Below are 12910 nucleotides of genomic sequence, written 5' to 3' on the forward strand. Positions count from 1 at the left end.
GAAAGATACCTTATATGAGTCTGGTATGCGACATATGCGGCAAAAGGCCGTCCACGGGTAACCGGATATCACGCCGCGGTATGGCCAAGAAAAAAGGCGGCGTCGGCAAGAAAATCGGCGGCATCTCCAGACGCTGGTGGAAACCCAACATCCAGAAAGTCCGGGCTATGATTGACGGCAAGCCGGCCAGAATCCGCGTTTGCACCGGCTGTCTGGGCGCGGGCAAGGTCATCAAGCCTCCGGTTAAACTCAAGGTAAAAGCCTAGGAACTGCGGCAACCAAACACCTGTCTAATTGCCGGACTGCGGGTTAAGCTCGGCTGCCTTCTTGAAAAACAACTCACTCTGCCTGAGCATTACTCCGGCCTTATCCGTCGCTCCGGCTGACTTGAACATCTCGGCGTGCTCCCTGAAAAATACCGACTGGTAGACATACAGGTTACTGCTCAGCCGGCTCAGGGCGATGGCCCGGTCCAGCAGGTTGATGCAGATGAACTCATCCGGCTTGCCGGCGCAAACGGTCCGGTGATAAAACCAGGACAGCTCCAGGCACGGCTCCACCGAATACGGGTTGAGCCGGCGCGACTGCTCCAAATCCGCCCGGCCCTTCTCGATTGAATCAGCCGAACCGGACTGCGTCCGGACCAGCCACCGGCCCTGCTCCAGCAACGACTCCGACTCCAGCAGCCGCGGACAGACCAACCAGCTCAGGAACAGGATAACCGCCAGCAAAGCAATGGTCGCGGCCGGCCGCGCAAACCGGCCGTCAATGGCCCGCGCCCCGGCGCTCTCCGTCCCCCGGTAGCTCAGCGACACCAAACATCCGGCCGCCAGCCAGGCGCTCATAGACAGGCCCGGGACGTAAAAATTAAAATCCACCATAGAATGCAGCAATAACCCGCCCAGCCCGGATATCAATCCGATTAACATAATCCGGTCCGCCGTCCCGTCCGGTCGGCTGATGACCCGGCGCAGTCCGGCCGCCAGCACCGCGCCGAAGAACGCCGCGAATACCATCAGCCCCAGGACGCCCGTCTCCGCGCCGATTTGCAGGAAATCGTTATGCGCCTTCTGGGTCACGCCCGCCCCGGTTGCCCGGTATCTCAGGTAATTATCCGCGAACTGGTTCAGCCCCACGCCCAGCGGGTGATGCCTGATTATCTCCGCCACGCCCCGCCAGTAACCGTAACGGATGGACAGCGACGGCGAAACATTGTTAAGCGAATCCGGAACCTGGCGCGCCGTCAGGATGTAAACGAACACCAGCCCGGCCAGGACCATCCCGGCAACACTCACGGCAACTATGGCCATCCGGGCGGCCCGTCCCAGCCCCGGCCAGGCCTTGAGCGCGGCGAACAAGACGGCGGCGGATACGGCCGCCACCCAGGCGCCGCGCGCGCCGGTGGCCCAGAGCGCCCAAACCATCAGCCCGATGATGATAACCTTGGCGATGTTGACAACCGCGCCGAACCTGGGGAACGGCTTGGCCGACAACAGCCCCATCACTATCGGGATAGCCAACACCAGGAACCCGCCCAGCGAGTTCTGGTAGGTGAATGTGGCAAAGGGCTCGTTGGCGTTGAGGCGTGACAGGAAATTATTACGCAGCTCCGGCGGGATGAAGTCCAGCAGATGCGCGTCCTGGCCGATGGCCTGGCGCAATGCCTCCAGCCCCCACAGGTGCTGGTACAGTCCGTAGCAGGCAATCAGCGCGGCCGTCCCGGCAAATACGCCCAGGAACAGGTAAGGCCGGTTCAGCCGGACGACCAGGTAAAACAGCACGATATCCGTAATCCAGGCGAATCCGTAAGGCAGAGCGCCGAACTTATACGAAGCCAGGAAGAACCCGGATACGATAAGGCAGGCGAACACCAGAGGCAGGGCTAAGATTATCCTGGGTATCCCCTGTGCTTTGGGCGGTTCCGCGGACGGATTCTGTTTCCGTGCAAAATCCAGGAGCAGAGCCATCCAGGCCATCAGGCCGACCACCATATTCAGGCCGGCGCCGGCCGTCGAGCCGGAGATGAGCAGGCGCAGGACGATGGCCGCGGACATCAGGAATAACTCAAACCTAAAAAGCATAGGGCCATTATTCTCAAAATTATAGGATAGTCAAGGGAATAATGTTCACTCCTGCCGGAGATAGGCGGGCGTGTCTATTCGCAACTAAATCCCACTACCGGACAAATTATCCGGAGCCGGAATCCGGTATTCACTTTACTAATTACTTGACTTATACTTTACTATTGGATATAGTTCGACTGTTAGAACTTGCCTGCTATAAGCAGGCATAGTGAGTTACAGTCGACTATACCTGGCAGGTAATTCACTACCGCTCAAACTGCCAGGTGTCATCCAACTTATGAAATATGTGCCTCACTACACCGTCACGGCCCGGCTGCTCCGGATGCTGGAAAGCATCACGGCGCTCAAAACAAAGATAGACGCCTCGGCCGTATCCGTCGCCTGGATACCGGCCATCCGGGAAGAATCATCCCTCAGGACCGCCCACTCCTCAACCGCCATCGAAGGCAACCCGCTGACCCTAAAAGAGGTCAAAATACTGTCCCAAGGCGGCCGCCTGCCCCAGGCCAAGCCCAAGCATACCAACGAAGTGCTCAACTATCTAGCGGCATTGCGGTACATAGAACAACATTCCGGCGCCAAGAAAATAACCGCCAAGGACGTCCTGCGCCTGCACGGCATTATCGGCCGCAATGCGCTCGACCGCGAACCGGTCGGGGCGTACCGGCCATACCAGGTATACGTCGGCAACCATACGCCGCCCATAGCCCTGGCTGTCCCGGGACTGGTATCAGACCTGCTCGATTGGCTCAACCGGGCCGGGCCGGACCTGCCGGCCGTCATCAGCTCCGCCATCCTGCACTATCGCTTTGAATATATCCATCCCTTCGGCGACGGCAACGGCCGGGTCGGCCGGGCGCTGGCCACCTGGGAACTCTACCGCAAGAAATTCGACACCCACCATATCTTCGCGGTCGACGAAATCCTGCGGGAAGACCGGCCGGCCTATTACCGGGCGCTCGATACCGTCCGCCGTCAAAAAGAAGACCTGACCACTTGGCTGGAATTTATGGCCTCGGCCGTAGAAAAAACACTGGAGCGCGTCTGGCGCAGAATCGGACTGCTCGGCAAACACGGCGGCCGGCAAACGCTGATCCTGACGCCCAAGCAGGAAAAACTGCTCTTAATATTACGGGAAGGCGCGCTCAGCATCAGCCAGATTCAGCAAGAGTTGAAAGTCACCAAACAAGGAGCGCATTTCATACTCAAACCCTTGTTGGGAAACAAACTGATAAAAAGGACCGGCGGGCACAAAACCGGCAAATACAGCCTGATTTGAAATCTTTGCCCGCAGGCAGGCGCAGGACGATGGCCGCGGACATCAGGAACAACTCAAACCTAAAAAGCATAGGGCCATTATTCTCAAAATCATAGGATAGTCAAGAATTTAGATCCAGATGAACCCCGCCAAGGCGGGGTCAATCTTCCATCATCTGGACAAAAAGTTCACAAATTCTTAAGAATAAATGTTCCGAAGGATGCGCGCAGCGCCACTTTTTCCGAAAAAGTTCACGAATTATGCTAAATAAAATGAACTTTTTCGCTTATTTTACGTTTAATATATATAGAGGGGGACCACAGTATGTAGTATATAGTAGGTAGTATGTAGGAGATAGAATATATGCGTTATATAGGATTAATCGTTGGCCTGGCAATCCTGGCCGGATGCGCCGCCGCCACCCCGGCCGAACCGGCCCCAACCGGCGAATGGATTGCTGTCTTTAAAACCCGAACAATTCTATATGGTACTAACATAAAAGAAGTAACCTATGATAAACACCATGATTTCGAAGAGATTTTGTATGAAGATGGGCGTTCTCGAAACGGAAGTCTTACGGTCTATTTTGGTAGTTCTTCCCTTTCATTATCACTTTTTGCCAGTGACTCAATATCAAAAGATTCCGTTGGCTTCACCTATTTTATCGAGATAAATGATAAGAAGTTCAATCATAAATTTAGCAATGTAAAATGGGGTGAGGAAGTTGCCGCTGAGTTTAAAGATGAAGGATTATCATTGCTTGTGACCATTCGCCCGATTCTCAAGAAGGAAGGCGGAAAGATTAAAACAGAAGAAGCCGAAGCTAAACCACCACCTGCGGAAGAATCACCCATGATTAAATTATTCAATGAATTTCGAGTCGAAATCGACCAACTCGCCTACCAAGGCGAATACGAAACCGCTATAGAAAAGTGCGAATATTTCCTCGAGAATAATACTGATGGTAACAGGGTCATACAAAATAAAATAAAGAGTATGATAAGGCGTTTAAAATTAGATATTAAAAATCGTGAAAAGTACAAATAGGGGGGCATAAATGCGGCGATAAGGGCGAGTGCGACACCCGCCCTCTGGTAACTTTATATACAAGTTAGGTAAGGTGATGCTTTATGGTGTCGCGCCACGCAAGGAGACAATACAGGGGAGCCGGACAGCCGTGATGACCGCGATAGCAACGGCCAGTCAGATGCCCGTCAACGGCCGAATAATGACCCTGGTACGGGGAATACTTGGCCAAAATCAAAATACTCTTCCAACCATTCCGGCCCGGCCGACCACGATGACTATTCCGACCAGGACCGCTTCGATAACCGCGTCTACCACGGCCATGGGGATACCCCGTCTAAAAAGTCTCCGCACGGGGTAGGGGATATTATCCAGCTCCTGAACCGTCTGCTCCATCCGCCTTTTGAGGACCAGCTCCAGGCCGTCATCGGCTATTATCATACCCGGTCGGGCGAGGCCACCTGCCGTAACTGCCATCTCCGGCGTCCGGCACTGGCCCGGTTGCTCAGGGATATGCACCGGCTCTATCAGGATCTGGCCTGCCATACCGATGACGGGTCAAGGCCGTTCACGCTCAGGGAACTGATTACCCTCATCGGCGGTATTCTGGTTGACATCCTGCCCAAACGGCGGCTATGCTGTATCATCCAGGCATACGACGACTTCCAAGGCGACCCGGACCAGATATGCGACAAATACAAGATAGCCCGGAGCACCTATTACGACTATATCCGGCTGTATATCAAAGAGCCGTATCTGGCATTTTGCGCAAAAAGAAAAGTAAGCTGATTAAGCTGATTGGTTATTATATCCGTTTAATCCGCTTACTAATACTCCTGGGGAAAACCGGTTTTTTAAAGGATGCTGTTTCAAGAAAAATTAAGGATGGCGTCCTTAGGATTGAGCCATTTTCTTCTTGATCGCTTCTTGAATATTAGAATTCTCACGATTAAATGATGCTTTTATTCTATCACTAAACTTTATTTTAAATATTGGGTCAATTCCTTGCATACTTTCACTTTCCCTACTTTCAATCATCTCAAGATAAGAAATAAATTCCTTTGCGGCGTCTAAACGCAAGAATAGATTTCTTCTATCACCTTCTACAGAGAATAGTTTAAATATTTTTTTGAAATATTCATCAGAGTAAATAGAAGTGTCTGTTATTATAACATCGATATATACGAATTTCTCTACTAAAAATCTCAAATAATATTCCCCACCCGCTGTTATTCTAACATAATCAGATTTTGCTATAGAATCTCGCAATAAATTATCTGTTTCAATAAGGTTATATTTTAGTAAAGTATTTAAATGGCCTACTATGAGAGATGACTCGTAGTTAAGTTTGTCAAAAATGGCCTGAATATCATTAATTCTATAGAACCCTTTTCCCTCAGAAGAGCTTATATTTTTATTTAATGAAAGAAGTTCTAGTAATCTTAATCTTGTAAAATGACTGCTGACACCTTTTTTGTCAACCTCAAATAAATTTATTACAATGTTGTTCCTATCCTCTGAATAATATCTGAAGTCTTGCATCATAACCGATCTGGCAAATTCATGGAAAGGTACAGTATATCTATGATCCACAATATAATTTTTTATATAATTTTCCATTTTTGTGTGTCCTGATGTTAAGAAAATCTTGAACATGTTTAAGGCACTTCTAATATTACCACAGGATAGGCATTCCATAAATTTTAGTATCTCAATGCCTCTGTCATTCTCCAAAATGGAGGCTAATATTAGTTTTAGGAAAGACTCTAAATCTGCAATTTTTACCTGAAATGCACCAAACGACGCATAAAATTCTGTTGCTTCCTTCTGGATTTTAGTTAATGCAAACCTTAACCTTTTGTCTAAGACTTCTGTAAAACGAGGAGCTCTTAAATGGTATACATGATTATGGTATGCATCAAATATGCCTACCTTACTTGCTTGCCAATACGATTCTTCTCTAAGTGAAATAATTGATAGGCATTTAAAGTTTCTCGTTAAAATATTAGCATATTCATAAACTTTAGTTTGGAATGGGGCGTCTTTTTGATCGGCGTTATCAAATATAACGACAACTTTAATACCATAATATTCAGATAGGTATTTGATTAGTCGCCCTAAATGGGCAAATTTATCCTGCTTCCAGGTGTTTATTTTGTGGGAAATTTCTATGTTGAAATCGCTGATGTTTTTCTCTGCGAGTGGGCTTAATAAACCTTTTTTTTCTTTTGTTATTAAGTCGCGATAAATTGCATTAATAATATTCCAATTTGACAAATTATATTTTGCATTACTTTCAAGCTTTTCTATAAGCTGATCTAAAATATATTCCTGATATTTTGCTTCATCAGGTGGACCTTTTAAGAAATTAATAGTTATTGGGAATATTCTCCCCTTAAGCGAAGCATCAATTTTAATTTCGAAAAACCACCCCAAGAATGTAGACTTCCCTACGCCAAGGCTTCCTATAAGTAAAATAGGAATTTCAGTTGAATTCCCAATAGAATAAGATTGCAAATCTTGTTCTATTTCTTCTTTTCCCGAAGGTGATTTTAGTTTTATTCTTTTGATATTGGAATCTTCAAAAGGTAAATTGTCTTTAAGTAAAGCTTCTAAATTGCTCTCATATAATGTTAGCTCGCTATTTAGGCAATAACAATTTTTTAATGCGTCCTTATTGCTAAGCTCAACAATATCTGAAAAATAATTTTCTATTACTTTATTTAGTGTATCACTAAAATTATTTCTAAAAATTGTTCCGTTCGGATCGGTTAGTTTCTCAATAAGCCTTACTCCCATTACTCCGCTATCTTCGGATGATAAATACTTATCTAGTGAATTGTTAATGAAGTTTGGGGCATGCAAGATATTGTAAAAATCCTTATAATTATTTTCTATGTCAGTTAAATCTTTGAATACTATACAATCCCCTTCATCCCAAGGAATTCCATCTACCCTTGTTGCGACAAAAATGATTAGTTGAGTTCCATTGGTTATTATTGCATATTTAATAGATCTTAATGTGGCGTAGTGTTTGACTTGCTCTATGGCGCTTTCTACATCTTTTATTTTAGATATAACACCACTAATTTTATATTTACGTTTTGCATCGGCAGGGAAGTCAAAAATAAAATTCTTCTTTTTGGCTTCTACCACAAGAATAGGAATCTGTGTCCCAAATATATAATCTATCCTAAAGATATGTTCTTTGTCAGTGGCACTTGATTCTCTTCTTATATTTGATTCGCTCCAACCCAAACAGTCAATAAATAACTTATCAATAAATTTACATCTGGTATCTGATTCCGAAAGAAATTCTTCTTTGTAACTTTCAACATTACTTTTATACTTTTTAAATTCGATTAGGGATTCATCTGCATTCATAAAATATAATTATAAGAAAGTCAGCGTAAAATAAAAGCTTATTTGAATATAATTTAAAGTACTGCTAGTGTCAATGAAATACCTTATATATTAGGGATTTTCAAGAAGTAATTTAATATTTTTATTTTAGTATTTACATTTAACAGTGCCATTTTAAGTTTAGTTTTGTTCTCGTGGATACTCCCCATCTTTCGCTCGAACTACCCCTATGAGTGCGCCGGGATACGCCTATCTCTTTGTCTGATAGCCCCCATCCCTCTGCCCGGTAATTCCCATCTCTGCTTCTAATAAACCCTATCTCTTTGCCCGATAAACCATATCTTTCTATCTTATAACCCCCATCCCTGGCCGGGTCTGTTCCCATCCCTTTTACCGGCTATTCCCATCAATAGGGCAGATAACCCCCATTTCTGGCGTCATCAGCCCCTATTCCTGGGCCGGACTACTCCCATTTCTATGGCAGTATACCCCCATCCCTTTGCCCCATACCCCTCCTCCCTGGCTTACCCTACCCCCACCCCCATATAAAAGTCCGAAATATGCAGTTTTGGCAGTCCGGTAAATTTTACCTAACCGCATATTTTGTTTGTGGTTATGTCAAAAATCGCATTTCCCAAAAGTCCAGAACTCCGGACTAACCCCCTATTTAGTGGAAGGGCAAAGAAAGACCTTCCAGGAGGTGCGTTATGAGAAGATATACAGTAAGCGGATTGGCGCTGATTGTCGGGTTGCTGGTTTTTGGATTCCCCATAAAGGGGCAAAGCCCACAAAGCCCGGAAATACTCATTGTGGACTTGTCTAAGAAAGCACCAAGTAATCCCTACCAAACAGAGTACGAGAAAATGCTCTATCCTACCGTAAGGATAAAAGCATTGTTTTCTATGGGCACGGGAGTCGTTATCGATGACTACATTATCACGGCGGCTCACGTGGTTGGCAACAGCTCAACAGTCACTATTGAATTATTTCACCCTGATAATGTAAAATTAGAAGCAAGCGTTGTCATTACCGATACGGGTAAAGATTTAGCCTTGCTTAAACCGGCTAAACCGCTTCTTTATTCCGCCCGGCTGGCGCCGAAGGATTATACCCCATACATATTTAGCCCTATCTGGACCGTTGGATGTTCGCTCGGATTAACACCCCGTCCATCATCCGGTATCATTTCTGTTATTGAAGATACATATTGGGAAGTGTCTAGTCCTGTATTACCCGGTAACTCTGGAGGACCCGTCTATACGTTAGTCCCGTCGAATGACGGGAACGCCTCCACTTATGAAGTAATCGGAATCGCCGTCTGGGTGCGCATCTACAAAGACCAGTTAATAACCACCATGGCGGGAATAGTCCCGATTAGTGAGATTTATGAATTCTTAGGGAATGTCCCGACGGAATAGTCGGGATCTAAGAGCCAGATAACGCCCTGCCTCTCCTTATGGCGCGGCAGTGCTAACTGGCTCTAAGAGAGGTCTATATGAAGAAACCGGATGAGGTGACGACCTGCGAGTTCCTGTATGAGCACGTTTACAGCAAGCCGGGCTTATACGAGCCGGATTTTCAGAAGATTCGGCCGTACCTGATTCCGCTCCGGTGCTTCGGCAGTCTGCGCCACCTGGCCAAGTTTGCATTGGATAACAAGAAGGCCGTGCGCGAGAGCCTGGCCGCCGACCTTAAGGCGCTGGCACGGCTCTATCCCTGGATGCGAAACCAAATCCTTGAGGTGCTCCTCTTCGTCTGCTGGCCGGACTTGGCCCGGGGCATAGAAACGGATGACGATGACGAACGGTTCTACCAGAGATACACGCGCTTGATAGAGGATGTGTTGGGTAAGATTGAATAAAGAATTTAACCACAAAGACACAAAGGACACAAAGTAAGTCAGATCGGAGGGCTTGTATGCGCAACAAGTCCGGCCGTTGAACATAAATCCTATGAGTAAACTGATTAATCGGTTCAATCCGCTTAATCCGCTTACTGAAAGGTTGATTGGAGGTGATTAATATGCCATTTACAAAAAAGTTTGAATTGCGGCTTTATGTCGCGCCGAACCGTGAAGTGGCCGGAGATATGCCGGACCGTTGGGTTGAGGGGCTCAGCAACAACACCGGGCGTATCTATGACCGACTGACTGCCAAAGTGCCCGATGACGGGACTTTCTTTGACACGCTGGCCAACCCGTCCACTAACGGTTACGAGGACGTCCTTAATCCGGCTTACCGGACCAGGGGCGGACGAACGACCGACATAATCAAGGCGATGAAGCACCAGAAGATGGCCAAGGCGTACGAACGGTGGTTCAGCCGCTTGACCCAGAAGATGAGCGCCAACAACGGGCAGGCTTTCAAGACCGAGGTTGCCAATGCCAAGGATTGGTGGGCAATCAAGGCGTCTGAAACGACCTTGCGCCTGACCGGGGACAAAGTCCGGGGCAGGGGCCCGGCGCCGGTGGCGACTTTTTGGCTGGTGGGCGACCGCCGGGCCAAAAGCTGGGTGCCCGTAGGCGATTTCCTGGATGGTTCGCCTTACAGCATCGCTCGCGACGGCGAGGAACCGGCGCTTAAGACGGCACTTCAGCAGAAACTGATCCAGGGCGGGCTGTTTGTTGACTTCACCGGCAACAACGCCGCCGTCATTGCGGCCCAGAACGGGCTGAATGTGTCGCTCCTGAACGGTTTCAGGGACACGGCCAAATGCGATATCTTCGTGACCACGACCGGAGCCGATAAGTGCTTCTGCCTGTGGGAGGTCGATACCGAAGGCCGGCTTAACCTGCATGTGCAGGTGGGGATCACGGTCTAAGGCAACAGAAACGGGGCGGACTGCAGCCGCCCTTGTTTCCTTTTAATTCAACCACGAAATTAGGAAAGGACACGAAAACACGGAATTATTTAGTGCTTTAATATTTTCGTGCTTTCGTGGTAAGATTTATATGTATAGAAGAAGATATTTCACAGACGGGCAGGTGACTACTCCGCAGATTACCGAGAACGCCATTACCGAGGACAAAATAGCCAGTGATGCGGTGACTTCACCCAAGATTAAGGACTCGACCATCACCACCGAGGACATCGCCGACAAGGCCGTCACCCTGGCCAAGCTTGGGGATGACGTCCCGGCCGTGGGCATACCGGACAACTCCATCACCGGAGCCAAGATAGCCCTGGACACCATTGAGAAACAGAATATGAAGTCTGCTTCGGTGGACACGGCGGAGCTGGCAAATCAGGCAGTGACCAGAGAGAAAATCCGGGATCTGGCTGTGACAGGAGACAAGATACAAGACGCAAGTATTAATCCGCCTAAGGTGGATGCGGTCAATACCCCGGCAGACGGACAGGCCCTTACATATGAACAGGCTTCGGGCAAGTTTAAGTATGCAACGCCGGGCGGAATCACCAGGCCGATTACGCCGCCGATAGCCAACGCAGAGATAGCGGATAGGGCGGTGGATTGGGTCAAGATTGCGCTGGCCTCCATCAACCACGAGTTGCTCTACAATATCGCTCCGCCTACGGACGGGCAGATTCTGTCCTTCGACGCGGCTACCGGCAAGTTCAATTGGATAGCTCCGCCAACCGGCGGTGCGGGCGGGATGCAGTTGACCCTGTTGTCTTCGCAACCGTTGGTATTCTCCGAGAACTCGATGGCGGATGTGGACCAGCTCATAGACCTGTCAGCGGTGATACCGGTGACGGCTCAGGCGGTGCTGGTCGAGATGCAGTTCAACGCCATGTCCGTCCCGGTCGGGATGGAGCAGATTCTGACCGTCCTTGGCCGCCGGTCCGGTTCTGACTATGGGAACTCGACCATACACTTCATCTGGCAGAATACGGCCGGGAACAACAATAATGCCTATAAAGAGGCGACATTAGCCACGGATGGGACACGGATGATTCGGGTAATGGCAACTAAGAGTGGGGTGTTTACTTCGATTAACATTTGGATAAAAGGCTATTGGGAATAACTAACAGTGACTTGTAAGAGACTTTCAAGAGACAAGTGTCGGGGGCGCTGAATCTTCAGCGCCCTTGGTGTCTTATTTGTATGCATCTATAGGGGGATTGCCTTCTATCCAATTACTTTCTTTTATTTCATACTCAAAGTCTGCCTGCTCTTTAGCTTTTTCTATAGTATCATGCAAAGTATCCCCTGCAAATTCGCCTTTTTCATCATAGCGAAATAAATAGAAACCATCCTTATCAGATTTCTCAATTACAACCCACTTTGCAGGAGGCATTTCTTCTGTTTGGATAACTTGGTCATCCTTAATAATTCCCCAATAATTCTTTGATTTTCCCGTAATCTTTTTAACTAATGCGTATAGTATCATATTTCATCCCCCGTCTATAGTCCGTAGTCTTCCCGTCCGGCGGCTACTTTGCGCCGCCCGGCCTACTTCTTTTCCTGGCTGAGTTTGCGGATGTCCTTGAGCTCGGACCGGATTCTGCTCATCAGGCTTTCGGATATGTCGCGGTGGCCTTTGACGAACGTCCGGTATAGCTCGACCGCTTCATCATACCTGCCCTGGTTGACCAGCTGTTCGGCCTTGGCCCGGAAGTCGCTGAAGTCGGCGTCGGCCTGATGTTGCCGTTCGACAGCCATTTCCCGCTGGAGCCGGCTGTATTCTCGGGCGGCTACGGCCGCGGCGGCTGTTTCGTCGTAATCGAGGATGAAGTCCTTGAGCTCGTTGCTCAGGACGGCGTATTGCTCTTTGGCTCCGTTCTTTGTCCGGGCCAGCAGCGGGTCCAGCTTGAGCTTGGCCTGGGCCTCCCGCTCGATGCTCTGGCTGATGTCCTTGATGCCGGTGTTGACGTATTCTTTCCAGCCGGAGACCATAAAGAAGGGGTTGGACTGGACGTTGCGGTAGATGTCCAGCGCCGGCTGGAACCGGCCTTCCTGGAGCTCCAGGTTGGCCCGCTTGAGTGCGCGCTCGACTCCGGCGTCGAAGCCCATATAGCATAATACCAGGGCCAGATCAACCACCACCCAGACCACCAGGACGAAACTGAACTTCATAAATGTCTTCATATAAGACCTTTCTATTTAACCACTGAGAACACTGAAAACTCCGAGTTAAGAATACTTTTTAGCCACGGATGAGCACGGATTAAGTTGATAAATATTTAATTCCTTTAGCCACGCCTGCCCGAACTGACGG

The 12910-nt window shown here is 48.4% G+C and carries 13 protein-coding genes; 8 read left to right on the forward strand and 5 right to left on the reverse strand.

Going from position 1 to position 12910, the window contains the following annotated elements; all coding sequences use genetic code 11:
- The first annotated feature begins 14 nt into the window (after positions 1-14).
- Positions 15-266 carry a 50S ribosomal protein L28 gene (rpmB, locus tag WC980_04115; GenBank protein ID MFA5794233.1) on the forward strand — a complete coding sequence of 84 codons (252 nt, stop codon included), beginning with the start codon at positions 15-17 and terminating at the stop codon, positions 264-266.
- Positions 267-290: 24 nt separating this feature from the next.
- On the opposite strand, the gene WC980_04120 is transcribed toward rpmB, so the two are convergent.
- Entirely contained in the window at positions 291-2081 is a 1791-nt protein-coding gene (locus WC980_04120) for an O-antigen ligase family protein (GenBank protein ID MFA5794234.1), read from the reverse strand.
- A 280-nt stretch (positions 2082-2361) separates the two neighbouring features.
- On the opposite strand from WC980_04120, the gene WC980_04125 reads away from it, so the two are divergent.
- Both WC980_04125 and WC980_04130 read left to right on the forward strand, forming a co-directional pair.
- Positions 2362-3363, forward strand: a complete 1002-nt coding sequence (locus WC980_04125; protein ID MFA5794235.1) for a Fic family protein — start codon at positions 2362-2364, stop codon at positions 3361-3363.
- A gap of 342 nt (positions 3364-3705) precedes the next feature.
- Positions 3706-4389, forward strand: coding sequence for a hypothetical protein (locus tag WC980_04130; protein MFA5794236.1), 684 nt, complete (start codon positions 3706-3708; stop codon positions 4387-4389).
- A 213-nt stretch (positions 4390-4602) separates the two neighbouring features.
- On the opposite strand, the gene WC980_04135 is transcribed toward WC980_04130, so the two are convergent.
- The gene (locus WC980_04135) at positions 4603-4809 is read right to left on the reverse strand and encodes a hypothetical protein (GenBank protein MFA5794237.1); all 207 of its coding nucleotides are present in this window, start codon (positions 4807-4809) and stop codon (positions 4603-4605) included.
- Positions 4810-4881: 72 nt separating this feature from the next.
- Here WC980_04135 and WC980_04140 point away from each other — a divergent pair, with 72 nt between their 5' ends.
- Entirely contained in the window at positions 4882-5157 is a 276-nt protein-coding gene (locus WC980_04140; protein ID MFA5794238.1) for a hypothetical protein, read from the forward strand.
- 105 nt (positions 5158-5262) lie between these two features.
- On the opposite strand, the gene WC980_04145 is transcribed toward WC980_04140, so the two are convergent.
- Complete coding sequence (locus WC980_04145; GenBank protein ID MFA5794239.1) at positions 5263-7752, reverse strand: hypothetical protein; 2490 nt, start codon at positions 7750-7752, stop codon at positions 5263-5265.
- 686 nt (positions 7753-8438) lie between these two features.
- Between WC980_04145 and WC980_04150 the strand changes: the two genes are divergently transcribed.
- From WC980_04150 to WC980_04165, 4 genes are all read left to right on the forward strand, one after another.
- Positions 8439-9149: a serine protease gene (locus WC980_04150; protein MFA5794240.1), complete on the forward strand. Its 711-nt coding sequence runs from the start codon at positions 8439-8441 to the stop codon at positions 9147-9149.
- 77 nt (positions 9150-9226) lie between these two features.
- Positions 9227-9592, forward strand: a complete 366-nt coding sequence (locus tag WC980_04155; protein ID MFA5794241.1) for a hypothetical protein — start codon at positions 9227-9229, stop codon at positions 9590-9592.
- 161 nt (positions 9593-9753) lie between these two features.
- Positions 9754-10551: a hypothetical protein gene (locus WC980_04160; GenBank protein MFA5794242.1), complete on the forward strand. Its 798-nt coding sequence runs from the start codon at positions 9754-9756 to the stop codon at positions 10549-10551.
- 130 nt (positions 10552-10681) lie between these two features.
- Positions 10682-11716: a hypothetical protein gene (locus WC980_04165; protein MFA5794243.1), complete on the forward strand. Its 1035-nt coding sequence runs from the start codon at positions 10682-10684 to the stop codon at positions 11714-11716.
- A gap of 72 nt (positions 11717-11788) precedes the next feature.
- Here the strand turns inward: WC980_04165 and WC980_04170 are convergent, their stop codons facing one another.
- Entirely contained in the window at positions 11789-12082 is a 294-nt protein-coding gene (locus tag WC980_04170; protein MFA5794244.1) for a hypothetical protein, read from the reverse strand.
- A 62-nt stretch (positions 12083-12144) separates the two neighbouring features.
- Entirely contained in the window at positions 12145-12780 is a 636-nt protein-coding gene (locus tag WC980_04175) for a hypothetical protein (protein MFA5794245.1), read from the reverse strand.
- Positions 12781-12910: the final 130 nt, after the last annotated feature.

The sequence above is a fragment of the Candidatus Brocadiia bacterium genome (genome assembly GCA_041658285.1).
In the GTDB taxonomy this organism is placed as follows: Bacteria; Planctomycetota; MHYJ01; order JACQXL01; family JACQXL01; genus JBBAAP01.